This window comes from Pseudomonas sp. MDT1-85 (assembly GCF_054898065.1).
The window spans coordinates 4991244-5018058 of the sequence record NZ_CM142715.1; the positions used below are offsets into that span (position 1 = coordinate 4991244).

The 26815-nt window shown below is 59.0% G+C and carries 23 protein-coding genes; 16 read left to right on the forward strand and 7 right to left on the reverse strand.

Features of this window, described 5'->3' with window-relative positions; translation table 11 throughout:
• Positions 1–70: 70 nt before the first annotated feature.
• The 4 genes from ACYZT2_RS22435 to ACYZT2_RS22450 all read left to right on the forward strand — a co-directional run bounded on the left by ACYZT2_RS22435 (position 71) and on the right by ACYZT2_RS22450 (position 3454).
• Entirely contained in the window at positions 71–841 is a 771-nt protein-coding gene (locus tag ACYZT2_RS22435; protein ID WP_461967437.1) for an NHL repeat-containing protein, read from the forward strand.
• 32 nt (positions 842–873) lie between these two features.
• Positions 874–2426, forward strand: a protein-coding gene (locus tag ACYZT2_RS22440; RefSeq protein WP_461966318.1) for an IS3 family transposase whose coding sequence is annotated in 2 segments (ribosomal slippage) — positions 874–1336 and positions 1336–2426 — 1554 coding nt in all. Because the reading frame shifts where the segments join, the coding sequence is not laid out codon by codon here.
• A gap of 25 nt (positions 2427–2451) precedes the next feature.
• A complete protein-coding gene (locus ACYZT2_RS22445; RefSeq protein ID WP_461967439.1) occupies positions 2452–3039 on the forward strand; it encodes an NHL repeat-containing protein in 588 nt (195 codons plus the stop codon).
• 238 nt (positions 3040–3277) lie between these two features.
• On the forward strand, positions 3278–3454 hold the full coding sequence (locus tag ACYZT2_RS22450) for a hypothetical protein (protein WP_448093858.1): 177 nt from the start codon (positions 3278–3280) through the stop codon (positions 3452–3454).
• A 9-nt stretch (positions 3455–3463) separates the two neighbouring features.
• Here the strand turns inward: ACYZT2_RS22450 and ACYZT2_RS22455 are convergent, their stop codons facing one another.
• Positions 3464–4375, reverse strand: coding sequence for a helix-turn-helix domain-containing protein (locus tag ACYZT2_RS22455; protein WP_461967442.1), 912 nt, complete (start codon positions 4373–4375; stop codon positions 3464–3466).
• Between the two features lie 179 nt (positions 4376–4554).
• Between ACYZT2_RS22455 and pobA the strand changes: the two genes are divergently transcribed.
• Positions 4555–5757, forward strand: a complete 1203-nt coding sequence (gene pobA / locus ACYZT2_RS22460) for a 4-hydroxybenzoate 3-monooxygenase (protein ID WP_461967444.1) — start codon at positions 4555–4557, stop codon at positions 5755–5757.
• A gap of 79 nt (positions 5758–5836) precedes the next feature.
• Positions 5837–7354, forward strand: a complete 1518-nt coding sequence (locus ACYZT2_RS22465) for an MDR family MFS transporter (RefSeq protein ID WP_461967446.1) — start codon at positions 5837–5839, stop codon at positions 7352–7354.
• 370 nt (positions 7355–7724) lie between these two features.
• Here the strand turns inward: ACYZT2_RS22465 and ACYZT2_RS22470 are convergent, their stop codons facing one another.
• The 3 genes from ACYZT2_RS22470 to ACYZT2_RS22480 all read right to left on the reverse strand — a co-directional run bounded on the left by ACYZT2_RS22470 (position 7725) and on the right by ACYZT2_RS22480 (position 10693).
• A complete protein-coding gene (locus ACYZT2_RS22470; RefSeq protein ID WP_461967448.1) occupies positions 7725–8594 on the reverse strand; it encodes an ATPase in 870 nt (289 codons plus the stop codon).
• A 116-nt stretch (positions 8595–8710) separates the two neighbouring features.
• Positions 8711–9703 (reverse strand): NAD-dependent epimerase/dehydratase family protein, encoded by a 993-nt coding sequence (locus tag ACYZT2_RS22475; protein WP_460144845.1) that lies wholly within the window; start codon positions 9701–9703, stop codon positions 8711–8713.
• A 96-nt stretch (positions 9704–9799) separates the two neighbouring features.
• Positions 9800–10693 (reverse strand): LysR family transcriptional regulator ArgP, encoded by an 894-nt coding sequence (locus ACYZT2_RS22480; RefSeq protein WP_305446693.1) that lies wholly within the window; start codon positions 10691–10693, stop codon positions 9800–9802.
• 96 nt (positions 10694–10789) lie between these two features.
• On the opposite strand from ACYZT2_RS22480, the gene ACYZT2_RS22485 reads away from it, so the two are divergent.
• The 3 genes from ACYZT2_RS22485 to ACYZT2_RS22495 all read left to right on the forward strand — a co-directional run bounded on the left by ACYZT2_RS22485 (position 10790) and on the right by ACYZT2_RS22495 (position 12572).
• On the forward strand, positions 10790–11191 hold the full coding sequence (locus tag ACYZT2_RS22485; protein WP_461967451.1) for an ACT domain-containing protein: 402 nt from the start codon (positions 10790–10792) through the stop codon (positions 11189–11191).
• Positions 11192–11196: 5 nt separating this feature from the next.
• A complete protein-coding gene (locus ACYZT2_RS22490) occupies positions 11197–11799 on the forward strand; it encodes a LysE/ArgO family amino acid transporter (protein ID WP_461967453.1) in 603 nt (200 codons plus the stop codon).
• 176 nt (positions 11800–11975) lie between these two features.
• The gene (locus ACYZT2_RS22495; RefSeq protein WP_007898423.1) at positions 11976–12572 is read left to right on the forward strand and encodes a superoxide dismutase; all 597 of its coding nucleotides are present in this window, start codon (positions 11976–11978) and stop codon (positions 12570–12572) included.
• 195 nt (positions 12573–12767) lie between these two features.
• Here the strand turns inward: ACYZT2_RS22495 and ACYZT2_RS22500 are convergent, their stop codons facing one another.
• Positions 12768–13136, reverse strand: a complete 369-nt coding sequence (locus ACYZT2_RS22500; protein ID WP_461967455.1) for a DUF6124 family protein — start codon at positions 13134–13136, stop codon at positions 12768–12770.
• Between the two features lie 628 nt (positions 13137–13764).
• On the opposite strand from ACYZT2_RS22500, the gene ACYZT2_RS22505 reads away from it, so the two are divergent.
• From ACYZT2_RS22505 to ACYZT2_RS22535, 7 genes are all read left to right on the forward strand, one after another.
• Positions 13765–15813 (forward strand): putative bifunctional diguanylate cyclase/phosphodiesterase, encoded by a 2049-nt coding sequence (locus ACYZT2_RS22505; RefSeq protein WP_461967457.1) that lies wholly within the window; start codon positions 13765–13767, stop codon positions 15811–15813.
• A 219-nt stretch (positions 15814–16032) separates the two neighbouring features.
• Positions 16033–17367 (forward strand): imelysin family protein, encoded by a 1335-nt coding sequence (locus ACYZT2_RS22510; protein ID WP_461967459.1) that lies wholly within the window; start codon positions 16033–16035, stop codon positions 17365–17367.
• Between the two features lie 290 nt (positions 17368–17657).
• On the forward strand, positions 17658–19085 hold the full coding sequence (locus tag ACYZT2_RS22515; RefSeq protein ID WP_461967461.1) for a di-heme oxidoreductase family protein: 1428 nt from the start codon (positions 17658–17660) through the stop codon (positions 19083–19085).
• A gap of 27 nt (positions 19086–19112) precedes the next feature.
• Complete coding sequence (locus ACYZT2_RS22520) at positions 19113–20177, forward strand: imelysin family protein (protein ID WP_461967463.1); 1065 nt, start codon at positions 19113–19115, stop codon at positions 20175–20177.
• A 14-nt stretch (positions 20178–20191) separates the two neighbouring features.
• Positions 20192–21292, forward strand: a complete 1101-nt coding sequence (locus ACYZT2_RS22525; protein WP_461967465.1) for a DUF1513 domain-containing protein — start codon at positions 20192–20194, stop codon at positions 21290–21292.
• Between the two features lie 225 nt (positions 21293–21517).
• Entirely contained in the window at positions 21518–22666 is a 1149-nt protein-coding gene (locus tag ACYZT2_RS22530; protein ID WP_461967467.1) for an efflux RND transporter periplasmic adaptor subunit, read from the forward strand.
• Positions 22667–22679: 13 nt separating this feature from the next.
• Complete coding sequence (locus tag ACYZT2_RS22535; protein WP_461967469.1) at positions 22680–25706, forward strand: multidrug efflux RND transporter permease subunit; 3027 nt, start codon at positions 22680–22682, stop codon at positions 25704–25706.
• Between the two features lie 161 nt (positions 25707–25867).
• Here ACYZT2_RS22535 and ACYZT2_RS22540 read toward each other — a convergent pair whose 3' ends face one another.
• Positions 25868–26095 (reverse strand): hypothetical protein, encoded by a 228-nt coding sequence (locus tag ACYZT2_RS22540; RefSeq protein WP_461967471.1) that lies wholly within the window; start codon positions 26093–26095, stop codon positions 25868–25870.
• A gap of 2 nt (positions 26096–26097) precedes the next feature.
• Positions 26098–26814, reverse strand: a complete 717-nt coding sequence (locus tag ACYZT2_RS22545; protein ID WP_461967473.1) for a lipopolysaccharide kinase InaA family protein — start codon at positions 26812–26814, stop codon at positions 26098–26100.
• Position 26815: the final 1 nt, after the last annotated feature.

The window sequence follows — 26815 nt, forward strand, 5'->3', positions numbered from 1 at the left end:
GATCTCAATACATCTGATTGGCGTCGGGTGTTCATTTCAATGTAACTGCTCGCCGAAAAAGGAAAGGGATATGAAATCTACAGCACTCGATCCGTCGTTTGGTGCCAAGGGGCTGACTGATCTGGTTTTTCCGCAAGCTATCAGCAGCCAAGTCAAAGATATCGTGGTAACACCAGACCATCACATACTCTTGGCCAGTCGGTTGATACTTGAGGTAGGGGAGCACCTGTCCCATCCTGCCTACGGTCTCTGCCTTCTGAACGAACATGGCACTGTTGACCACGCATTTGGCCATGAAGGCTATCTGAGGGGATATTTCTTACCCGCTGAACCTGCTTCAGTTTTGGGCATGGAGGTTCTCAATGACGGAAAGTTTTTGCTTTATGGTATTTCCGACACTTGGTCAGACACATCTGATCGTATGAAGTCGTGCCTGGCCCGCTTTTTACCCAATGGAGCGGTCGACAGCAGTTTTGGAAACTCCGGAACGGTGACGATTCCTCCATTTGGACATACCGCCCAGCCAGTCTTCGCCTCTGCGGAACCCTTCTCCGGCCAAGGCACCTCTGGACAGATCGCAGTATTGTCGGACAACAATATTCTTGTTCTTCTTGGTTACCCTTTTACACCCGAAGGAGAGCGCTGGATTCTACGGTTGATGCCTGACGGAAAAATCGACCCTGATTTCAATAATGGCTTGGGACGTTTGGTCATCGAAAACGCTCCGTGGTCGTCATCAATACAAGTCGGAGGATTTGTTATACAGCCCGATCAAAAGATCGTGGTGTATGGAACTACCCCCCGGTGTCAGGATAGTTGTCGCCTCTCCGGTTTTTCCTGAAAAAGCATATCGGGGGCGGAAAGAGACTGTTCGTGCCGTACTATTCATCTGAACGCAAAGCCGCATTACTCAAGATGCTGCTTCCCCCGCTGAACCTATCGATGGCCGAGGTTTCCCGCCGCGAAGGAGTCAGCGAAATGTCTTTGTCCAACTGGCGCAAGAAGGTCAGTTCTGAAGGAAGCACAGTGCCTGAAGACAAGTCACTCCCGCAGACCTGGTCTGCTGAAGCCCGGTTCGCTGTAGTCCTCGAAACCGCCGGTCTGTCGCAGCTCGAACTGGGTGAGTATTGCCGACGAAAAGGTCTGTACCCCGAACACGTCAGCGCTTGGCGTCAAGCCTGTATCACGGGGCAGCAGGGCGTTCAGAACCAACAAAAGGTTGACCGCGAACAGTCTCGAAAGGACAAGAAACGTATCCAGGAACTTGAGCGAGAACTACGCCGCAAAGACAAGGCGCTGGCTGAAACCGCCGCGTTGTTGGTGCTGCGAAAAAAGCTCAACGACTACTGGGGGATCGACAACGAGGACAGCTAACCTCTTTGCCGCAACGGCAGTTACTGGTGGCCTGGTTGATCGAAGCGATCATGGCCGGGGCCCGAAAAAACAGGGCGTGTCAGGAAATCGGGCTCTCGCTCAGGACCTTGCAGCGCTGGACCGAGACTGAAGATGTTCAAGCCGATGCCCGCACGACTACCGTGCGGCCTACGCCGCGTAATGCCTTGAGCGAGATCGAACGGCAAGCCATCGTGACGCTGTGCAATAGCCCGGCATACGCCCATCTGCCGCCGAGTCAGATCGTTCCGCGTCTGGCTGACGAGGCGCGTTATCTGGCGTCGGAGTCCACGTTTTATCGCGTCCTGCGTGCGGCAGGCCAGCAGCAGCACCGTGGCCGTAGCCAGCGGCCCAGACGGCACGCGGCTCCGACGACGCATGCCGCCAACGCGCCCAACCAGGTGTGGTCCTGGGACATCACGTATATGGCGTCGCCGATACGCGGCAAGTATTACTACCTGTATTTGATCGAAGACATTTATAGCCGCAAGGCGGTGGGGTGGGAGGTTTACGAAGAAGAAAGCGGCGAAAAGGCGGCGGCCCTGCTGCAGCACAGCGTGATCAGCGAGCAGTGTTTACGCGAGCCGCTGGTACTGCACTCGGACAACGGAGCGCCGATGAAATCGGTGACGCTGTTGAGCAAGATGTACGACCTGGGCATCACGCCGTCCCGCGGTCGCCCGCGTGTGAGCAATGATAATCCCTACTCGGAGTCGCTGTTTAGAACGCTGAAATATTGCCCGCAATGGCCAGTGAATGGTTTTGCCAGTTTGGACGCCGCACGGGCCTGGGTGAGGGATTTCATGCGTTGGTACAACAACGAGCACCGGCATAGCCGCATCCGCTTCGTCACACCGGCTGAGCGGCATCGAGGACTGGACCATCAGATCCTGGCGCAGCGCCATGAGCTGTACAAACGAGCCAAGGAGAAAACCCCGGAGCGCTGGTCAGGTCGGACGCGTAACTGGGAACCGATCGGCACGGTGATGCTGAACCCGGATCGGGAGCAGCAGGCCGAGAAAAGAGCGGCATAGTAGGACGGTTGACGCGACAAGTACCTTGAAAAACGCCGCTACCGTCGACCAAGGCAGGGCTAATGCAGTTTTGGTCCGCTATCAGCAGGACGGCTCACTTGACCCCACCTTTGGAGCAGAGGGGTACTCTCACCCCTTGGAAGGAACCTCCCTCCTCGGCCTGGCAGTTCAGCCCGACGGACATCTGATCGCCGCAGGCCGCCGTCACAATGCCATCGAACCAGTGAGTGGCACGTTGATGAAATTCACAGCAGACGGCCAACCTGACTTCAGCTTTAATGGCGGACAACCCATTATTGATCGACTGATAACAGATCCCTATTTCTGGCTGAACTGTAAGATATTGAAGAATGGCGACGTAATGGTGGCGGGCACAGCACTGGCGACAGCCAACGAGAAAAGTAAACTGATGGTCGCCCGCTACCTCAAGTCAGGACAACTGGATTCAAGGTTCGGCAACGAGGGCGGTTGGGAGACGACGCCCTTACCGGATAAATCTTTTCCATTCGCGTGTGCTGACATGCAAGGTGATACCCGCTTGATATGTGCCGGGAAAACGACGCTGGAGAATCTGACGTTCAGTCACTCTTCTGTAGTGGCTTTTCTCGTATAGGTCGAACGCCCCGCTGACTGAACCAATCAATATATTCCTGCCTTACCGTGGGCTTGCTCGCGGTGGGTCAATCACCCGATGCGCTGGATGGATAACCGCATTCGCGAGCAAACCCGCACAGGGGCCCATCAATGTTCTGAATACCGTGTTACATGCGTAACCCGTGTTGCTGGCAACTCACCGGCCCTGACCTATGCTCAAAGCAGTACCGAAAGGTATTCGTTCAGAGGTCAACGCCATGAACATCAAAACAAAAAGATACCTCGCCATTTTTGTCACTTGCGCGGCGACGCTGGCGCTGTATGGCACAGCCGCCTGGCGTGTCGAGCAGTTGCGCCAAGTGCCCCGTGAATACGCGAGCTGCAACTTCGAACGCTGCATTCCCCACAATGCGACCCTCAACGCCCTCCGATGACGAAGGGGTTCAGGCCTCGTTGTCCTGATCGCCATGGTCCTGATCGGCCTTCAAGCGGTCGCGAAAGGCCTTGGGCGAAATCCCCACGCGACGCCTGAACAGGCGTGTGAAGTTGGTCGGATCGGAAAACCCCAACACGTCGGACATTTCATAAATGGTCATGCTGGTGTAGGTCAGCAAGCGCTTGGCCTCCAGCAATTGACGCTCATGCATGATCTGCAACGCCGGTTGCCCCGCCAGTTCACGGCATGTGCCGTTGAGGTGGGACACGGAAATCCCCAGCCGATGAGCCAGGTCCTCGACCTTGACGTGCTGGCGATAGGTTTCTTCCACCAGCTGAATAAAGCCGTTGAGGTATTCCCGAGCCCGTTGCGGACGCTGAGTGGCGGTTTGGCGCTGAATCACCTGACGGCTGATCCACACCATAATCACGCTGACCAGCGAATGCATGAGCATTTCCCGCGCCGGTTGATGACCGGTGTATTCGCTTTGCAGCGCTGAAAACAGGCTGTTGAGGTACTCGCTGTTCTTGCCCGCCGGGTAGCTTTCGGCTTGTGCCAGAGCATTCACCGAATGGCCCAGTTGTGCTTGCAGATGGGCGATCAGCGGCGCGGCAAGGGTGACGACAAAACCTTCGACGTCCTCGGAAAACCGATAACCATGCACCGATAACGGCGGCAAAATCAGGATCGCCGGCTCGGTCAATTGTGAGTGTTTGCCTTCGATCTCAAGCTCTGCCTGACCTTTGAAGACGAAGAGTAACTGACACAAATCGGCGTGGCGATGGGGTTTGATTTCCCATTGATGTTCGCGGCTGCGTTTGGAAATGGTTTCACAGTGCAACAAGTCAGGGGTCGGCCAGTCCAGGCTTTCACCGTAGAGTTTGAACACCGGAATCGATGGCAGGTCAGGCTTGTTCATCACTTCAATCCAGGCCTCGAGGGTAACGGGGCGATAATCGCACCGATTGGCAGAATGTACAGGTATCGGCTCAGTTTTCCCCTTCAATTGACAGACTCGCAAGTGAAAAATGCAAGTACTCGATCCATAAAAATCATTCACCGGCCTTGGTCGTGTGGAGCTTGCGAGTCATAAAAACAATGAAAACGCTAAAAACACTGAAAACCCAAGTCGCGATCATCGGTGGCGGCCCCTCTGGTTTGCTACTCGGCCAATTGCTGCATAACGCCGGCATCGACACCCTGATCCTCGAACGCCAGACCCCGGATTATGTGCTCGGACGCATCCGCGCCGGTGTCCTCGAACAAGGCATGGTAGAGCTGTTGCGTCAGGCCGAAGTGGGTCAGCGCATGGATGTTGAAGGACTGGTCCATGCAGGCTTCGAACTGGCCCTCGACGGGCGCCGGGTACACATCGATTTGCAGGCGCTGACTGGCGGCAAAACCGTGATGATCTATGGCCAGACCGAGGTCACCCGCGACCTGATGGCCGCCCGTCGGGACGCCGGCGCACAGACGATTTATGAAGCCGGCAATGTCGTCCCCCACGGCATGAAAACCGCTGAACCCTTTGTCACCTTCGACAAGGACGGCGAAACGTATCGACTCGATTGTGACTACATCGCTGGTTGCGACGGTTTTCATGGCGTGGCGCGACAGTCGATTCCTGTGGACTGCCTGAAAGTGTTCGAGCGGATTTACCCATTCGGCTGGCTGGGGATTCTCGCCGACACGCCGCCGGTGCACGAAGAGTTGGTCTACGCGCGGCATGAGCGGGGTTTTGCGCTGTGCAGCATGCGCTCACCGACACGTACCCGTTACTACCTCCAGGTTCCGGCACAGGACAAGGTCGAAGACTGGTCCGATCAGCGTTTCTGGGATGAGCTCAAATCCCGTTTGCCAGCCACCCTCGCCGACGCGCTGGTGACCGGCCCGTCGATTGAAAAAAGCATCGCGCCGCTGCGCAGTTTCGTGGTCGAGCCAATGCAGTACGGGCGGATGTTTCTGGTCGGCGACGCCGCGCACATCGTTCCGCCCACCGGCGCCAAGGGCCTGAACCTGGCGGCCAGCGATGTCAGTACGTTGTTCAATATTCTGCTGAAGGTTTACCGCGAAGGCCGTGTGGATTTTCTGGAGAAGTATTCCGAGGTCTGCTTGCGGCGGGTGTGGAAAGCCGAACGGTTTTCCTGGTGGATGACTTCGATGTTGCATCGCTTCGACGAGCACGACGCGTTCAGCCAGCGCATCAGCGAATCGGAACTGGCCTATTTCGTGGACTCCGAGGCGGGTCGAAAAACCATTGCCGAAAATTACGTCGGCCTTCCATATGAGGCTATCGAATAGCCTGCTATCGACCTACACTGGCGAGCATCCCGCTCGCCTTGCCTGCTGCGGGTCCAAATACTGCCCGCAGGTTTTACCCGTGACCGATCTCAACCAGCCTGAAATGCCCAAACCGGCCATTCGCAGCGTGCTGATCGCCCTGATGCTGGCGATCTTTCTGGGTGCGCTGGATCAGACCATCGTCGCCGTGTCGATGCCGGCCATCTCCGCGCAGTTCAAGGATGTCAGCCTGCTGGCCTGGGTGATTTCCGGCTACATGGTGGCGATGACCGTGGCGGTGCCGATCTACGGCAAACTCGGCGATCTGTATGGCCGCCGCAAGTTGATGCTGTTCGGCATGGGGGTGTTCACCCTGGCATCGTTGTTCTGCGGCATGGCGCAAAGCATGGAGCAACTGGTGCTGGCGCGGATCCTTCAGGGCATCGGCGCCGGCGGGATGATTTCGGTGAGCCAGGCGATCATCGGCGACATCGTTCCACCCCGCGAACGCGGTCGCTATCAGGGTTACTTCAGCAGCATGTACGCGGTGGCCAGTGTGGCCGGCCCGGTTCTCGGTGGCTACATGACCGAATACCTGTCCTGGCGCTGGGTGTTTTTGATCAACCTTCCACTGGGCCTGGGTGCCTGGCTGGTGGCCCACCGCACGCTGGTGGGGCTGCCAGTGCCGCAGCGCAAGCCGATCATCGACTACTTCGGCACGTTGCTGATGATCATCGGCCTGACGGCGTTGCTGCTGGGTATTACTCAGGTTGGCCAGGGACATTTGTTACGCAGCACCGAAGTGTCGGGTTTGCTCGGTTGTGCGGTGGTGGTGCTGGCGGTATTCGTCTGGCATGAACGGCGGGCGCGGGAACCGTTGCTGCCGATGCACTTGTTTGCCAACCGCAGTGCGATTCTTTGCTGGTGCACGATTTTCTTCACCAGTTTCCAGGCGATTTCCCTGATTGTGCTGATGCCGCTGCGCTTCCAGAGCGTCACCGGCGCCGGGGCCGATAGCGCCGCGCTGCACCTGTTGCCGCTGGCCATGGGCTTGCCGATAGGCGCGTACTTTGCTGGACGCCAGACCTCAGTGAGCGGTCGTTACAAACCGATGATCCTGACCGGCGCCCTGCTCATGCCGTTCTCGATTCTCGGCATGGCGTTGAGTGCGCCTCAGGCGTTTGTGCTGAGCAGCCTGTTCATGTTGCTCAGCGGCATCGCCAGCGGTATGCAGTTCCCGACATCGTTGGTGGGTACGCAAAACTCGGTGGAACCACGGGACATCGGCGTCGCCACCAGCACCACCAATCTGTTCCGCTCTCTGGGCGGTGCAGTGGGCGTGGCGTTGATGTCGGCGCTGCTGCTGGCGTTGTTACAGGATTCGAGTTTCGCTCACCTGGCCGGCTCGTCGCTGATTGCCGAGGGCCATTCGGGGAATGTCTTGCTCGATGGTTTGAACGCCGCGCCGGGTGATGCGCAAAACGCACTGCGCGCCGAGCTGCTGCTGACCTTCCGGCATTTGTTGATGGTCAGTGCCGCGGTGTCGCTGCTGGGGCTGGCGGCGGCGATTGCCATGCCGAACCGGGTGTTGCGTGGGCGGGAGCACACGGTTCGGTAGAAAGACCGAGTCGCCTGCAATCGCGAGCAGGCTCGCTCCCACATTGGATCTCGGCCGTATGCAACATCTGTGACCAATGGAGATTTACTGTGGGAGCGAGCCTACTCGCGATAGCGGTCTTTCAGTCCCCTCGCCACAGCAAACCCTAGCCAAAAAAAACCACTCCACAGGCCGAATGCCAGTCAGTTAAGCAATTTCAGCCGCGACGCACTCTTTTTGTAATTGGATGGACTCGCCCAAGCCGAGGCGTCAATGCGCCACGGAGGCAGTCTAAACAGCCAACGACAGCGAGGGCGAGTCCATCCAATTACAGATCGTATTACGGCTTAACTGACTGGCATTACTCCACAGGCCCCATCACTGCATCGGACTACTGAGGCCGGGTGCGCAGTTGCTGTTGCAGATTCTGAATCTGCGCCTGCAGGGTGTTGATGTTGCGGGTGACCTGACCGCGGAAGGCGTCGAACTCGGCGGTGTTGGTGCCACCTGGTGTGGCGGCCGGGCGGTTGTCCTGTTGGCTTTTGAGCACAATCATGTCTTGCTCCAGGCGCTCGATGGCGGCGCTTGGATTGCCTTGTTTCTTCAGCGCGACGATGTCAGCGCCCAGGCTTTTGAGTTGGGCGTCGAATTGGCTGGTATCGTCCGACGCGTTCTTCAACGCGGCCAGTTCGCCGCTCAAGGCTTTGACCTGAGCCTGCAACTGAGCATTGGCGGTTTGTTGTTCGGTGGCTTGCGCGGTCATTTGCGCCAGGCGTTTGTCCAGATCGGAGGTCTGGCCCAGTACGCCTTGCTGCTGTTTACTCTGGTCCTGAAGCTTGCTTTCCAGCTGTTTGCTCTGCTCCTGGAGTTTGCCTTCCAACTGTTTGATTTGCAGCTTCAACGCTTCACTGCCAGTGCTGACGTTGGACTGACTGGCCACGACCTTGCCGGAAATATCCTGCAAGCGCCCCGCCGCTTCCTCACTGATGCGCGCGAAACTTTCCTGGGTCGCCACCAGCTGCTGTTCCATCAGCGAGATCTGCTGAAAGCTCCACCAGGCAAGGCCGGCGAAGGCAAAGAACAACGCGCCGACCAATGCCCACAGAGGGCCGGTGCTCGGGCCATTGACCTTGACCACCGGTGTGGTGCGCGAATGCACGGAAGTGCGAGCGGTGGTCGGAAAATCATCGTCATCGAGGCTGCTGGCGCGCAGGCTCGGGACATCGTCGAAGTCGTCGTTGGCATCGTTACGCATGGGCATTAGGGTCAACCTTTGTAAAACGCGGTGATGGCTTGATGCGGCGAAGTATAACCCCCGCTGCCGCACCGGTTGACCCTGAACCCCGAACTCGGTTCAGTAAGGGTCGCCCTTGTGTGTCAGCGAATGTCCTGAGCCTTCCACCAGCCGCAGAATTCATCGAGGGCGGTCCAGAGACTGACTTTCGGATCGTAGTCCAGATAATGCCGTGCGCGGCTGATGTCCAGGGTGAAGTTTTTGTTCATGACCTGCATGCCCAACCGCGATAGCGTCGGCTCGGGACGACCGGGCCACAGCTTGCACACACCCTCGTTGAGCGCGGCAAGGCTGTAGGCCAAACCGTAGGAACGGTAACGGGTAACCTGTGGGACATCCATTTGGCGCATCACGTAATTGACCACATCCCACAACGGAACCGGCGCTCCGTTGCTGATGTTGTAGGCTTTGCCCAAGGCCGAACCGCTGGCCAGCAAGCTGCTGAGCAACGCTTCATTGAGGTTTTGCACGCTGGTGAAATCGACCTTGTTCAGGCCATTGCCGATAATCGCCAACCGCCCTTTGCGCTGCATCTTCAGCAGTCTCGGGAAAATGCTCATATCGCCTGCGCCCGTCACGAAACGCGGGCGCAGGGCCAGGGTTTCGAGGCCGAATTCCTGCGCACCGAAGACTTTTTGCTCGGCCAGGTATTTGGTCGCGGCGTAGGGATGTTTGAAGCGCTTGGGCACCTGCTCTTCGGTCAACCCCAGATGATCACGGCCATCGAAGTAGATCGACGGCGACGACAAGTGCACCAGACGCCGAACCCGCTGTTTCAGACAGGCTTCGACCACGTTCTCGGTGACTTCGACGTTGCCTTGATAAAAGTCCTGATACCGCCCCCACAAACCCACTGCACCGGCGCAATGGACCACGGCTTCGACGTCTGAACACAGGTCGCGCGCCAGTTGCGGGTCACTCAAGTCGCCCTGAATGAACTCGGCGCCACGGCGCACCAGATGCTCGACGCTCTCGGCCCGGCGACCGTTGACCCGCACGTCCAGGCCCTGCTCCAGGGCAAAACGCGCAAAGCGTCCGCCAATGAAGCCGCTTGCGCCGGTGACCAGAATCTTCATGAATTGCTCCGAATATTTCGTTTTGCGTTTTGCGCTTTGCGCTTTGCATATTGTGTAGGGTGTAGGGCGTAGGGCGTGAGGTCTTGACGCTGCCCGTCAGTCCAACGGCACCAGCCATTGCTTCGACGAGCGCACCAATTGATCAGTGAGTAACCCCAACAGCTGACCGCCATTGCGCCAATGATGCCAGTACAGCGGCACATCGATCGGCTTATCTGGCAAAAGCTCCTGCAATTGACCGCGCTCAAGTTGCTCGCGCACCTGTAATTCAGGCACCAGGCCCCAGCCAAGCCCTGCTTCCGTGAGGCGAAGAAAGCCTTCGGACGATGGGCATAAATGGTGTTCGAAACCGCCGTCCACACCGAGGGACGCAAGGTAGCGATGCTGTAGGAAATCGTCCGGGCCAAACACCAGGGCCGGGGTTTTGGCCAACTGATCGGCGCGCACACCTTCGGGAAAATGCCGGGCAATGAACGCCGGGCTCGCCATCGCACGGTAACGCATCGCCCCCAACAGAACGCTGCGCGCACCGGCCACTGGCCGTTCACTGGCGCAGACACACCCCGCCACTTCGCCTGCGCGCATGCGTTTGAGGCCGACGGTCTGGTCTTCTACCACCAAGTCGAGCAACAGATGTTGTTCCGCGCAAAAGTCCCCCACCGCCTCGGCCCACCAAGTCGCAAGACTGTCGGCATTCAAAGCGATACGCAGGCGTTCCGGCAGGCCTTCTTCATCCAGCGCCGGCACCAGGGTTTGCAGATCGCGCTCAAGCAATCGCACCTGCTGCACATGGTTGAGCAATCGCCGGCCAATCTCCGTCGGCGCCGGGGGTGTGACCCGCACCAGCACCGGTTGGCCGACCCGTGCCTCGAGCAGTTTGATCCGTTGGGAGATGGCCGATTGGGACAAACCCAACACCTGCGCGGCGCGTTCGAATCCGGCCTGCTCGATTACGGCGGCGAGCGCGGACAGTAATTTGTAGTCGAACATCAGTTTTCCTAATGGGCGATCAGCACTATTGGTTTTTCTTATACAGCCTTCAACCGGAGAATGGCCAGCAAGAACTCTTGAACAAGGATCACCAACATGGCTGGCGAAACGTCATTGGCAACCCTGCTGCGCAGCATGAGCCCGCAACTCAACGACGGCGAATACGTGTTCTGCACGTTGCGCGACGGCAAGCTGCCCGCCGGCCTTGAGATTGTCGGCAGTTTTCGCGAACGGGAAGGCCTGACGGTGATTCTGGAACGTTCCCACGCTGAAAAGGCCGGTTTCAGCTTCGACTACGTCGCCGCCTGGATCACCTTGAACGTGCACTCGGCCCTTGAAGCCGTCGGCCTGACCGCCGCGTTCGCCACGGCGTTGGGCCTGGCCGGCATCAGTTGCAACGTGATCGCCGGGTATTACCACGACCATTTGTTCGTCGGCCAGGCCGATGCCGAACGCGCCCTGCAGGTACTGCGGGATCTGGCGTCCAACGCGGAGTAATACGTATGTGGCAAAGCTATGTGAACGGCCTGTTGGTGGCCGCGGGGCTGATCATGGCGATCGGCACCCAGAATGCGTTTGTGCTGGCTCAGAGCCTTCGGCGTGAACATCACCTGCCAGTGGCGGCGCTTTGCGTGACCTGCGATGCGTTACTGGTGGCCGCCGGAGTGTTCGGCCTGGCGACGGTGTTGGCGCAAAACCCGACCCTGCTGGCCTTCGCCCGGTGGGGTGGCGCAGTGTTTTTGCTGTGGTACGGCAGTCTGGCGTTGCGTCGGGCGTGCTCGAAACAAAGCCTGCAACAGGGTGAAAATCAGACCGTACGTTCGCTGCGGGCGGTGCTGCTCAGTGCGTTGGCGGTGACGCTGCTCAACCCGCACGTTTATCTGGACACCGTGTTGCTGATCGGCTCCCTCGGCGCACAACAAACAGAGCCCGGTGCTTATGTGGTGGGCGCGGCCAGTGCTTCATTGCTGTGGTTTTTCACCTTGGCGCTGGGCGCGGCATGGCTGGCGCCGTGGCTGGCACGGCCGAGCACCTGGCGAATTCTCGACCTGTTGGTCGCCGTCATGATGTTCACCGTAGCGTTCCAGTTAATCATCGCTTCATGATTTATTCCAAAAGGCTCTGGAACCTCTATTCCACACAGTTGTTGCGTGGTTATGCCGCACCCCCGGTGCTATGATCCGATCCCTGCGCCGCAAAGAGTACAAACTCCCCGGCGCATGTCTGGCCGCCCGTGATCGGCCTTGCGCTCACCGCAACTGACCTGATTAGGAGAATCATCATGGCTTTCGAATTGCCGCCGCTGCCTTACGCACACGATGCCCTGCAGCCGCACATTTCAGAGGAAACTCTGCAATACCACCACGACAAGCACCACAACACCTACGTCGTGAACCTGAACAACCTGGTGCCAGGCACCGAGTTCGAAGGCAAGACCCTGGAAGAAATCGTCAAGACTTCCTCGGGCGGTATCTTCAACAACGCCGCTCAGGTCTGGAACCACACTTTCTACTGGAACTGCCTGGCGCCAAACGCCGGCGGTCAACCAACCGGCGCGCTGGCTGATGCCATCAACGCAGCGTTCGGTTCGTTCGACAAGTTCAAGGAAGAGTTCAGCAAAACCTCCATCGGCACCTTCGGTTCCGGTTGGGGCTGGCTGGTGAAAAAGGCTGACGGTTCCCTGGCCCTGGCCAGCACCATCGGCGCCGGCAACCCGCTGACCAGCGGCGACACCCCGCTGCTGACCTGCGACGTCTGGGAACACGCTTACTACATCGACTACCGCAACCTTCGTCCGAAGTACGTCGAAGCGTTCTGGAACCTGGTCAACTGGAAGTTCGTGGCTGAGCAGTTCGAAGGCAAAACCTTCACCGCTTAAGCTTCGCGCCAGTCAAAAAACCCGGCTTTTATGCCGGGTTTTTTATGGGCTGGGGAAATGGGTAGATCCTACAGCCGCCTTCGCGGGCAAGCCTCGCTCCTACAGCATTGAGTCGATTGCACCATTTCGACTCGACTCAATGCTGTAGGAGCGAGGCTTGCCCGCGAAGAACGATAACGCGGTCTATCTGAAAAACTATGCCGGATCGAAGTTATCCAGCGCCCGATTCACCGCCAATTCCGCCACCATGATGATCTGCTGAATCGCCATCGCTATATGGCGTTGCGGGCCGATCAGATTGTTGGCGAAATCGCTGGCCAGCACACTCGCTGAGGCCAACGATTCACAGGCATGGGCCAGCAGGCTTTCGGTGTCGGCATCGGGGGCGACCATGAACATGGTACTGGGGCGACGGGGCTTTTCGGTGTAGGGCGCCGGGGGATCGAGGTAGTAATCGAGGGCGCGTTTTATCGCTTCCCGGTCTTTGAGTAATTCTTCGGTGCGCAAGGCTTCGGCGTTGGGGGTGGTGGTGTTGAAGGGTGGGTCGGGAATTAACTTATCCATACAAACTCCTGCTGAAATGGGTGCCACCACTCGCCGGATCTCAAGCGGCGAAGAGGTGGCAGCTATGTGCAGAGTGAGATCACCGGTAGCAGGCACCCGGCCAGACCGAAGTCTGCCCGCACACAGCCGCCATAACGCATTTACAGGCAGCGGATAAGCTGGCGCCAATTATGGTGGTATTGGCGCTAGATGCATACTAGTTGCCGGGGATCTCACGCCCGGTCGCTGAATTTGCAGCGACAGCCAAAGGTTAGGGAATCCGCTTCCCACCCGGCAACCTGAAAAATGCGTGGGAAAGATCTGCATTCTGACAAGTCGGTTAAACAACCCATGCCAGACGCCGGTCTCTGTAGAAGGGAACATTCCCACAACACGAGTGGCATTCGCCCTCTTGCCCCCACATCACAGCCGTCTAACATCGACCACAACGAAAAATTGTCCCGTTCCCCTCAAGTTGAGGGCCTCAACAACCGACACAGTGCTAATAGGGCAAATACTTTAAACAACAGCATATCCGCCAAGCTACCGGCAAAATCCCCTGGGTTGGATTGTCCCTTTGACTGACATCACGGGATTGCCAATACTCATGGCAACTTGACGCTACCCGCACGGAACAAGGAATAACTCTTTGAAGCTGGAACTCAAGAACAGCTTGTCGGTGAAGTTGCTCCGGGTCGTGCTGCTGTCGGCATTAATCGTCGGCGTGGTCTTGAGCTGCGCGCAGATCGTTTTCGATGCCTATAAAACACGTCAGGCCGTGGCCAGCGATGCTCAGCGCATTCTCGATATGTTCCGCGATCCTTCCACCCAGGCCGTCTACAGCCTGGACCGGGAAATGGGCATGCAGGTGATCGAAGGCCTGTTCCAGGACGACGCCGTGCGCATGGCCTCCATTGGCCACCCCCACGAAGCCATGCTCGCGCAAAAAACCCGCGAGCTGCAGCATTCCAGCAGTCGCTGGCTGACCGACCTGATCCTCGGCAAGGAGCGCACCTTCACCACCCAACTGGTGGGCCGTGGCCCCTACAGCGAGTACTACGGCGACCTGAGCATTACCCTCGACACCGCCACCTACGGCAAGGGGTTCATTGTCAGCTCGGAGATCATCTTCATCTCTGGCGTATTGCGCGCCTTGGCCATGGCCTTGGTGTTGTATCTGGTCTATCACTGGCTGCTGACCAAACCGCTGTCGCGGATTATCGAACACTTGACCGAAATCAACCCGGACCGACCCAGCGCCCACAAGATTCCGCAGCTCAAGGGTCATGAAAAAAACGAGTTGGGCGTGTGGATCAACACCGCCAACCAGTTGCTCGAATCCATCGAGCGCAACACCCACCTGCGCCACGAAGCGGAAAACAGCCTGCTGCGCATGGCCCAGTACGACTTCCTCACCGGTCTGCCGAACCGCCAGCAACTGCAGCAACAACTGGACAAAATCCTCGTCGACGCGGGCAAATTGCAGCGTCGGGTCGCGGTGCTGTGTGTCGGGCTCGATGACTTCAAAGGTATCAACGAACAGTTCAGTTATCAGACCGGCGACCAGTTGCTGCTGGCCTTGGCCGATCGTCTGCGGGCTCATAGCGGCCGCCTCGGCGCCCTCGCCCGTTTGGGTGGCGACCAGTTCGCACTGGTCCAGGCCGACATCGAACAACCTTATGAAGCGGCCGAACTGGCCCAAAGCATTCTTGATGACCTGGAAGCGGCGTTCGCCCTCGATCATCAGGAAATTCGCCTGCGCGCCACCATTGGCATCACCCTGTTCCCCGAGGACGGTGACAGCACCGAGAAGTTACTGCAAAAAGCCGAGCAGACCATGACCCTGGCCAAGACTCGCTCGCGCAACCGCTATCAGTTCTATATCGCCAGCGTCGACACGGAAATGCGTCGGCGCCGCGAGTTGGAAAAAGACCTGCGCGATGCCTTGATCCGCGATCAGTTCTACCTCGTTTATCAGCCGCAGATCAGCTACCGCGATCATCGCGTGGTGGGCGTCGAGGCGTTGATCCGCTGGCAACATCCCGAACACGGGCTGGTGCCGCCGGACCTGTTCATTCCACTGGCCGAGCAGAACGGCACCATCATCGCCATCGGCGAATGGGTGCTGGATCAGGCCTGCAAACAATTGCGCGAATGGCACGATCAGGGGTTCGACCTGCGCATGGCGGTGAACCTGTCAACCGTGCAACTGCACCACGCCGAGTTGCCACGGGTGGTCAACAACCTGCTACAGATGTATCGCCTGCCTCCGCGCAGCCTGGAGCTGGAAGTCACCGAAACCGGCCTGATGGAAGACATCAGCACCGCCGCCCAGCATCTGCTGAGCCTGCGTCGCTCCGGTGCGCTGATCGCCATCGACGATTTCGGCACCGGTTATTCATCACTGAGTTATCTGAAAAGCCTGCCGCTGGACAAGATCAAGATCGACAAGAGCTTCGTTCAGGACCTGCTCGATGACGACGACGATGCGACCATCGTTCGCGCCATCATTCAGCTGGGCAAGAGCCTGGGCATGCAGGTGATTGCCGAAGGCGTGGAAACCGCCGAGCAAGAGGCCTACATCATCTCCGAAGGCTGCCACGAAGGTCAGGGCTATCACTACAGCAAACCGCTGCCGGCACGGGAATTGAGCGCTTATCTAAAGCAAGCCCAGCGCAGTAATGCAGTTATTTTGTAGAAGATCAAAAGATCGCAGCCTCGTTTCACTCGACAGCTCCTACAGTAGGAGCTGTCGAGTGAAACGAGGCTGCGATCTCTTGATCTACAACACAACTCCCGCCTGAATAAGAAATATTTACAAGCACAACCCTTTACACATAATGCGAAAGATTTGCATTATGTCGCAGTTTTGCGCGCCCCTCGCGCGTCCATCAATCACCGAAGCAGGATGTTCGCCATGATTCGTATGCCTCTGGCCACCGCCAGTCTGCTGGCCATCGCTATTTCCCTCGCCGGTTGCGGCGAAGGCAAAGACAAGGCTGGCGCTCCACAAGCGCCGACCCCGGCCGCCAGCACCGCTGCGCCTGCTGCTACCGGTAAAATTGATGAAGCCGCCGCCAAGGCTGTGGTCGCGCATTACGCCGACATCGTCTTCGCCGTTTACAGCGATGCCGAATCCACCGCGAAAAACCTGCAAACAGCCGTCGACGCGTTCCTGGCCAAGCCAAACGCCGACACCCTGAAAGCCGCCAAGGCTGCCTGGGTCGCGGCCCGCGTGCCTTACCTGCAGAGCGAAGTGTTCCGCTTCGGCAACACCATCATCGACGATTGGGAAGGTCAGGTGAACGCCTGGCCACTGGACGAAGGCCTGATCGACTACGTCGACAAATCCTACGAACACGCACTGGGTAACCCGGGCGCCACCGCCAACATCATCGCCAACACTAAAGTTCAGGTCGGCGAAGACAAGGTCGACGTGAAAGACATCACCCCGGAAAAACTCGCCAGTCTGAACGAGCTGGGCGGTTCCGAGGCCAACGTCGCCACTGGCTACCACGCCATCGAATTCCTGCTCTGGGGCCAAGACCTGAACGGCACCGGCCCTGGCGCCGGCAACCGTCCTGCTTCCGACTTCCTGGAAGGCAAAGGCGCTACCGGCGGTCACAACGATCGTCGTCGTGCTTACCTGAAATCCGTGACCCAACTGCTGGTTAACGACCTGCAAGAAATGGTCGGTAACTGGAAGCCGAACGTGGCCGACAACTACCGCGCCACCCTGGAAGCGGAACCGGCTGAAACCGGTCTACGCAAAATGCTGTTCGGCATGGGCAGCCTGTCGCTGGGCGAACTGGCGGGCGAGCGCATGAAGGTTTCCCTGGAAGCCAACTCCCCGGAAGACGAACACGACTGCTTCAGCGACAACACCCACAACTCGCAGTTCTACGATGCCAAAGGCGTGCGTAACGTGTACCTGGGCGAATACACCCGTGTAGACGGCAGCAAAATGACCGGTGCGAGCCTGTCGTCTCTGGTCGCCAAAGCCGACCCGGCGGCCGACACCGCGCTGAAAGCCGACCTGGCTGCGACCGAAGCCAAAATGCAGGTCATCGTCGATCACGCCAACAAGGGTGAGCACTACGACCAACTGATCGCCGCCGGCAACACTGCTGGCAACCAGATCGTGCGCGATGCCATCGCCTCGCTGGTCAAGCAGACCGGTTCGATCGAAGCGGCCGCCGGCAAACTGGGCATCAGCGACCTGAACCCGGACAACGCTGATCACGAGTTCTGATCAACGCTGGCTGAGTGAATAGAAAGGCGACCTTTGGGTCGCCTTTTTTGTCCCTGCCTGAATGAAATACCTGTGGGAGCGAGCCTGCTCGCGATAGGGGCATCACAGCCAACATTGATGTTGAATGTGAAACCGCTATCGCGAGCAGGCTCGCTCCCACAGGTATCGCGCTTAGCCTGTTAGCCGCGATAAACCCGCGCCAAATCAACCAAACGATAATTCCTCTTATTCAAACTCCCCTGCCCTGTTAGACTTTGCGCCCTTGTTTTGCTCGTCTTGCAGGATGTCCGATGCCTTCGCTGCCTCTTCGCTTGTCTGCACTGTTGCTGGCTCTGGGCCTGAGTGCCTGCGATGACGCCCCGCGTTTCACCCAGGCCGAACCCGGTGAAGCCCGGTCCGGCGGCAGTGCGACGGTGCGCAAGACCGATCAGAACGCATTCTCCCTGCCCTCCGCCAATCTGCCTCCGTCACGGCGCGTCGATTTCAGTGTCGGCAACAGTTTCTTTCGCAACCCTTGGGTGATCGCACCGTCGACCACCACCGCCCGCGATGGCCTCGGGCCGTTGTTCAATACCAACGCCTGCCAGAATTGCCACATCAAGGACGGGCGCGGTCATCCGCCCACGCCCGGTGCACAGAACGCAGTATCGATGCTGGTGCGTCTGTCGATTCCCGATGCGCCGGCCTACGCCAAGGTCATCGAACAACTGGGCGTGGTGCCAGAGCCGGTCTACGGCGGGCAGTTCCAGGACATGTCGGTGCCCGGCGTCGTCCCGGAAGGCAAGGTGCGCGTCGATTACACGCCGGTCCCGGTACGCTTCAAGGACGGCAGCGAAATCGAGTTGCGTAAGCCGACCCTGCAGATCACTCAACTCGGCTACGGCCCGATGCACCCCGACACGCGTTTCTCGGCGCGCATCGCACCGCCGATGATTGGCCTGGGCTTGCTTGAAGCGATCCCCGACGAGGCCATTCTGGCCAACGCCGAGGCCCAAACTCGGGAGAAGAATGGCATCGCCGGACGACCGAACCGGGTCTGGGACGACGCGCAGCAGAAAACCGTCCTCGGGCGATTTGGCTGGAAGGCCGGGCAACCGAACCTCAATCAACAAAACGTTCACGCCTTCTCTGGTGATATGGGCCTCACGACCAGCCTGAAACCCACCGATGACTGCACCGACGCGCAAACCGCTTGCAAGCAGGCGCCCAATGGCAATGGCCCGGATGGCGAGCCGGAAGTCAGCGACAACATTCTGCGTCTGGTGCTGTTCTATAGCCGTAACCTCGCGGTACCGGCTCGTCGTGATGTCGGCGCGCCTGAGGTGCTGGCCGGCAAGAATCTGTTTTTCCAGGCGGGATGCCAGTCCTGTCATACCCCTCAATACACCACCGCCGCCAACGCCGCGGAACCTGAATTGGCCAATCAAGTGATTCGCCCTTACAGCGACCTGCTGCTGCATGACATGGGCGACGGCCTGGCCGACAACCGCAGCGAATTCCAGGCCAGCGGCCGCGACTGGCGCACCCCGCCGTTGTGGGGCATCGGCCTGACGCAGGCGGTCAGCGGCCACACCCAGTTTTTGCATGACGGCCGCGCCCGTAACGTGCTCGAAGCCGTGCTCTGGCATGGCGGCGAGGCAACGGCGGCGCAGCAACAGGTTTTGTCTTTCAATGCCGAGCAGCGCGCGGCGTTGCTGGCGTTTTTGAATTCCCTTTAATACGTTTTCCTTCAGCGGGAGCCCGACATGTTCCGTCCCAAATTGTTGTTCACCAGCCTTGCCGCCCTCGCCCTGGGCGCCTGTTCGCCCCAGGATCCGCAAGCGGTCACGTCGGCAGCCATCGCCAAACAAGTGATCCTGCCGACCTACAGCCGCTGGGTCGAAGCCGACCGTCAATTGGCGGTCAGCGCCCTGGCGTTCTGCCAAGGCAAGGAAACCCTGGACACCGCCCGCGCCGACTTCCTGCACGCGCAGAAAGCCTGGGCCGAGTTGCAGCCGCTGCTGATCGGGCCATTAGCCGAGGGCAACCGTTCCTGGCAGGTGCAGTTCTGGCCGGACAAGAAGAACCTCGTGGGCCGTCAGGTCGAGCAACTGGTGACCGCACAACCGCAGATCGATGCCGCCGCCCTGATCAAGTCCAGCGTTGTGGTGCAAGGCCTCTCGGCCTATGAATACATCCTGTTCGACAGCAAGATCGACATGGCCGACAGTGCGCAGAAAGCCAAATACTGCCCGCTGCTGACCGCCATTGGCGAACGTCAGAAGCAACTGGCCGAAGAGATCCTGTCGAGCTGGAACACCAACGACGGCATGCTCGCGCAGATGAGCAAATTCCCGAACCAGCGCTACGCCGACTCCCACGAAGCGATCGCCGATCTGTTGCGCGTGCAAGTGACGGCGCTGGACTCCCTGAAGAAAAAACTCGGCACGCCGATGGGCCGTCAGAGCAAGGGCACGCCACAGCCATTCCAGGCTGATGCCTGGCGCAGCCAATCGTCGCTGCAAGGCCTGCAAGCAAGCCTGAGCGCGGCGCAAACCGTTTGGGTCGGTGTCGACAACAAAGGCCTGCGTGGTCTGTTGCCGAGCGAGCAGAAACCCTTGGCCGACAAGATCGACGCAGCCTATGCATCGTCCCTGAAACTGTTCGCCAGCAACCAGCGCTCGCTGACCGACATGCTCACCGACGATGCCGGACGCCAGCAGCTCAACGCTATCTATGACAGCCTCAACGTTGTCCATCGTCTGCACGAAGGCGAACTGGCCAAGGCGCTGGGTATCCAACTGGGCTTTAACGCCAACGACGGTGACTGATGAGGGCAAGTGCCATGCTGCGACGCCAGGCTCTGACGTTAGGGAGTTTGCTGCTGGGTGCGGTGACACTGGGCGGCTGGACGCTGTTCAAGCAAAAGGACAAAAGCCCGCTGCTGCTCTCGGCGCGGGACGACGGTGACGGCAAGCACTACGCCGTCGGTTATCGGCTGGATGGCACCCGGGTGTTTGCCACCCACGTCGGCCAGCGTTGCCACGACATCATCAACCACCCGACGCTGCCGATAGCGCTGTTCGTCGCCCGTCGTCCGGGCACCGAAAGCTACCTGATCGACCTGCGCGACGGCACGTTGCTGCAAACCGTGGTGTCGCAACCGAACCGGCACTTCTACGGTCACGCGGTGATTCACCAGAGCGGCGACTGGTTGTACGCCACCGAGAACGACACGTCCGATCCGGGCCGTGGCCTGCTCGGTGTGTATAAGTTCGAAGGTGAGCGGCTGGTGCATAGCGGCGAGCTTTCCACCCACGGTGTCGGCCCGCATCAGGTGTCGTGGATGCCCGATGGCGAGACGCTGATTGTGGCCAATGGCGGCATTCGCACCGAGGCCGAAAGCCGGGTCGAGATGAACCTCAACGCGATGGAGCCGAGCCTGGTTTTAATGCAGCGCGATGGCACTTTGTTGAGCAAGGAAACACTGGCCCAGCAGATGAACAGCGTGCGGCACTTGGGCGTCGCCAGCGATGGCACCATCGTTTCCGGCCAGCAGTTCATGGGCGCTGCCCACGAGTCATCGCAGCTGCTGGCGATCAAGCGCCCCGGCCAACCGTTCGTGGCGTTCCCCGTGCCCGAGCATCAGTTGCAGGCCATGGGGCATTACACCGCCAGCGTCGCCGTACACAGCGAACTGCGTCTGGTCGCCCTGACCGCGCCGCGGGGCAACCGCTTTTTTATCTGGGACCTGGACAGCGGTGAAGTACGTCTGGACGCGCCACTTCCCGACTGCGCCGGCGTCGGCGCCGTGGCCGATGGTTTTGTCGTGACCTCCGGTCAAGGACGATGCCGGTACTACGATTGCCGCCAGACAACCCTGGTTGCAAAACCTCTGGAGTTGCCTGCGGGGCTCTGGGACAACCATCTTCATCTGATGGCGTAAACACCTGGAAGATCGCAACCTTGTAGCAGCTGCCGAAGGCTGCGTTCGGCTGCGAAGCAGTCGTGAAATCAGGCTCCGCAGTGTGTCAGGAGCACCAAGGCGTCAGGATTTGCATCTGCTGCGCAGCCGAACGCAGCCTTCGGCAGCTGCTACAGATGGAATCCCCTTCGCAGTGGGAGTAATGTTCCCGCCTGTCTCATCTGATTTCTCCAAGGAAACGGAAATATGCTGCGCCGCCGCATGCTGATCATGTTGGGTGTTGTTCTGCTAATCGTGTTGGTCCTGGCCGGTTACAAAGCCTTCTCTATTTACACAATGATTCAAGGCTTTTCCGCACCGAAACCGCCGATAAGTGTCGCCGTGGCCACCGCCACCGAACGTCCGTGGCAAAGCCGTTTGCCAACGGTCGGCACCCTCACGGCGCTGCAAGGGGTCGACCTGAGCCTGGAGATCGCTGGCACCGTCAAAGAGGTGCAGTTCGAATCCGGGCAGAAGGTCAAGGCTGGTCAGCCGATTCTGCAACTCGACACCGCCGTTGAAACGGCCCTGCTGGCAACCGCCCAAGCCGACCTGGGACTGGCGCAACTGGATTACGGTCGCGGCAGCCAATTGGTGGGCAGCCAGGCTATTTCCAAAGGCGAGTTCGACCGCCTCTCGGCGGTGTTGCAAAAGAGCCGGGCCACGGTCAATCAGCTCAAGGCGGCGCTGGAGAGAAAACGCATTCTCGCCCCGTTCAGCGGCACCATCGGCATTCGTCAGGTAGACGTTGGCGACTACGTGGCCAGCGGCACGATGATCGCCACCCTGCAAGACATCAGCAGCCTCTACGTCGACTTCTTTGTGCCCGAACAATCGGTGCCGAAAATCGCCCTCGGCCAGCCGGTGCAGATCATCGTCTCGGCCTACCCGACACAGAGTTTCCCCGGGACCATCAGTGCGATCAACCCGAAGGTCGAGAGCAGCACCCGCAACGTGCAGGTGCGTGCAACCCTGGCCAACCCCGACGGCAAACTGCTGCCGGGAATGTTCGCCAGCCTGCAGGTGATGTTGCCTGATCCGCAACCGCACATCGTGGTGCCGGAAAGCGCGATTACCTACACCCTTTATGGCAACTCGCTGTACGTTGTGGCGCAGAAAAAGGCCGAAGACGGCAGCCTCGAAAAAGACGACAAGGGCGAGCCGATCCTCATTGCCGAACGGCGCTTCATCGAAACCGGCGAGCGCCGCGATGGAATGGTCATGATTACCAAAGGCGTGCAAAACGGCGAAAAAGTGGTCACGGGGGGCCAGATCAAACTGGACCACGGCGCGCACATTGCCATCAGCGACGACAAGACCCTAGCCGAGAAGAGCAGTCAGCCGCGCGCTGACTGATCAAGGAATCCCCATGGCTTTTACCGACCCGTTCATCCGCCGCCCGGTGCTCGCCACCGTGGTCAGCCTGTTGATTGTGCTGCTGGGCTTCCAGGCCTGGAGCAAGTTGCCGCTGCGCCAATACCCGCAAATGGAAAACGCCCTGATCACGGTGACCACCGCTTACCCCGGGGCCAACGCCGAAACCATCCAGGGTTACATCACCCAACCGATGCAGCAGAGCCTGGCCAGCGCCGAAGGCATCGACTACATGACCTCGGTCAGTCGCCAGAATTTCTCGGTGATCTCGATCTACGCGCGCATCGGCGCCAACAGCGACCGCTTGTTCACCGAGCTGCTGGCCAAGGCCAACGAGGTCAAGAACCAGCTGCCCCAGGACGCCGAAGACCCGGTGCTGAGCAAGGAAGCCGCCGATGCTTCGGCGCTGATGTACATCAGTTTCTTCAGCGACGAGCTGAGCAATCCGCAGATCACCGATTACCTGTCACGGGTCATCCAGCCGAAACTGGCGACCTTGCCGGGCATGGCCGAAGCCGAGATTCTTGGCAATCAGGTGTTCGCCATGCGCCTGTGGCTGGACCCGGTGAAACTTGCCGGTTTCGGCCTGAGCGCCAGCGACGTGACCAATGCCGTGCGCCAGTACAACTTCCTCTCCGCCGCTGGCGAAGTAAAAGGCGAGTATGTAGTCACCAGCATCAACGCCAACACTGAACTCAAATCCGCCGAGGCCTTTGGCGCGGTCCCGCTCAAGGTCGAGGGCGACAGTCGCGTGCTGCTACGGGACGTGGCGCGGGTCGAAATGGGCGCGGAGAACTACAACACCATCAGCTCTTTCGGCGGCACCCCCTCGGTGTACATCGGCATCAAGGCCACACCCGGCGCCAACCCGCTGGACGTGATCAGGGAAGTGCGCAAGATCATGCCGGAGCTGGAAGCCCAGTTGCCGCCGAACCTGAAAGGTGAAATCGCCTACGACGCCACGCTGTTCATTCAAGCCTCTATCGACGAAGTGGTGATAACCCTGTTCGAAGCGGTGCTGATCGTGATTGTGGTGGTGTTCCTGTTCCTCGGCGCCCTGCGCTCGGTGGTGATCCCGGTGGTCACCATTCCGCTGTCGATGATCGGCGTGATGTTCTTCATGCAGATGATGGGCTACTCGATCAACCTGCTGACCTTGCTGGCGATGGTATTGGCCATCGGTCTGGTGGTGGACGACGCCATCGTGGTGGTGGAGAACATCCATCGGCATATCGAAGAAGGCAAAACGCCGCTGGATGCGGCCATCGAAGGTGCCCGGGAAATTGCCATGCCGGTGGTGTCGATGACCATCACCCTGGCGGCGGTCTATGCGCCGATCGGCTTCCTGACCGGTCTGACGGGGGCGCTGTTCAAGGAGTTCGCCCTGACCCTGGCCGGGGCGGTGGTGATCTCCGGCGTCGTTGCCCTGACGCTGTCGCCGATGATGTGCGCCCTGCTGCTGCGCCATGATGAAAACCCTACCGGCCTGGCCCATCGCCTGGACGTGATCTTCGAAGGCCTCAAGCGCCGCTACCAGAGTGTGCTTCATGGCACCCTCAACACTCGGCCGGTGGTGCTGGTGTTCGCGTTGATCGTGTTGTGCCTGATTCCGGTGCTGCTCAAGTTCACCAAGTCGGAACTGGCGCCGGACGAAGACCAAGGCATCATCTTCATGATGGCCAATGCCCCGCAACCAGCCAACCTCGACTACCTGAACACCTACACCGACGAGTTCATCACGATTTTCAAGGAATTCCCGGAGTACTACTCCTCGTTCCAGATCAACGGATTCAATGGTGTGCAATCGGGGATCGGCGGCTTCCTGCTCAAACCCTGGAACGAACGCGACCGGACGCAGATGGAGATCCTGCCCGAGGTCCAGGCAAAACTGGAGCGCATCCCCGGGTTGCAAATCTTCGGTTTCAACCTGCCTTCCTTGCCGGGCACCGGTGAAGGCTTGCCGTTTCAATTCGTGATCAACTCGGCCAACACCTACGAGTCATTGTTGGAAGTGATGGATCGGGTGAAAAAAAGAGCGATGGAATCCGGCAAATTCGCCTTCGTCGACGTCGACCTCGCCTTCGACAAACCCGAAGTCGTGGTGGATATCGACCGCGCCAAGGCTGCACAGATGGGTGTGTCTATGCAGGACCTGGGCGGCACCCTCGCAACCTTGCTGGGTGAAGCGGAAATCAACCGTTTCACCATCGAAGGCCGCAGCTACAAAGTCATTGCGCAGGTGGAACGGTCCTTCCGGGATAACCCCGAGTGGCTGAACCACTATTACGTCAAAAACACCAAGGGCGAATTGCTGCCCCTGTCGACCCTGATCACCGTGACCGACCGGGCTCGGCCGCGCCAGTTGAACCAGTTCCAGCAACTCAACTCGGCGATTCTTTCCGGGGTCCCTCTGGTCAGCATGGGTGAAGCCATCGACACCGTGCGCCAGATCGCTCGGGAAGAAGCGCCGGCGGGTTATGCCGTCGACTATGCCGGTGCGTCACGGCAATACGTTCAGGAAGGCAGCGCGCTGTGGGTCACTTTCGCCCTGGCATTGGCGATTATCTTTCTGGTACTGGCGGCTCAATTCGAAAGCTTCCGCGACCCACTGGTGATTCTGGTGACTGTGCCGCTGTCGATCTGTGGCGCGTTGATCCCGTTGTTCCTTGGCTGGTCGAGTATGAACATCTACACCCAGGTGGGATTGGTGACGTTGATCGGTCTGATCAGCAAACACGGAATCCTGATCGTCGAGTTCGCCAACCAGTTGCGCAAGGAGAAGGGGCTATCGCCTCGCGAAGCGGTGGAGGAAGCGGCGGCCATTCGCCTGCGTCCGGTATTGATGACCACAGCGGCAATGGTGTTCGGCATGGTGCCGTTGATCATCGCCACGGGCGCGGGGGCGGTCAGCCGGTTCGATATCGGCACGGTGATCGCGACGGGGATGTCGATCGGGACGCTGTTCACCTTGTTCGTATTGCCGTGCATTTACACGTTGCTGGCCAAGCCTGATAAGACATAAGAAGGGCTCTGTAGGAGCGAGGCTTGCCCGCGAAGGCGGAGTGTCAGTGGACATCATTGGTGACTGGCGCACCGCCTTCGCGGGCAAGCCTCGCTCCTACAAGTAGGCGCACACAAAAAGGCCTCGCATTTGCGAGGCCTTTTATTTGGGCTTCAATTTGTTCAACTTTGTGGCCTCAGTCCCTGAGAAAGTCCGAACATGAACAGTAACAAGTCATGATCGGGTTGAGTGGCCACGGGTGCTTTGGTAACCCGGGGCAACGGACAATGCGCGTCACCGTGCACGGAGCTGAGGACTTGCGTACGGGGCTGCTCCCACGTTGCCACCGCCAATGAAGTAACTGCCAAGGCTCCGGCTAAAAACAAACCTCGTGCAATTTCGAGTTTCATTGTTATAAGCCTTTGATAGCGCTGCCAAACGCCGTCTTATAAAAATAGACGAGTTTTTTCCAGTCCGTATCGCTGAACGACGAGTGGCGGCGCAATTGCTTCAGGTCATGGGCCGCTGCACGACGGGTGGTAAATCGCTGCCGACATTTCTCCAGATCGATCAATGCCACCTCGACCTTTGCGGACTCGCCTTCGCCGGTGACTCGCACGAATACATGCTTGATGTAGAGGCAGCTGTGCTGCCAACGGCCCTTGTGCATACGGGCCAGGTTGTCGGCCAGATCCTTCAACACGCGGTCATGCACCTTCTCACCGTAACGCTCGCGACCACCACCCGCGTACCAGTGTTTGATTTCCTCAAAGCCATCCAGGGATTTGGTAACCAGCAATGCCCGCCATTCATTATTCTGGGGATCGCGCTGTGCTCCGCAAAAAACGATTTCCGGAACACCAACGTCGAGCAGGCGCAAACCGATGAGCGCATCACGCTCGCGCAACACCGTCGGCCGGCCGAACGGGTGCAATACGCTGCGATAGATATGCCCGGTTTGACGCTTGGTGTAGAGCAGCTGTCCATCACTGCCCATAACGCGCTGCACGCCACTTTCGCCACCGCGACGGACGTTGGGTTCTTCTACCCATTCACCGCGCAGGTTCCAGAAGTAGTCGAAGCGGTCCTGAGAAGCCACTTCCGTTGGTGCTGCACATTGCACTGCCATC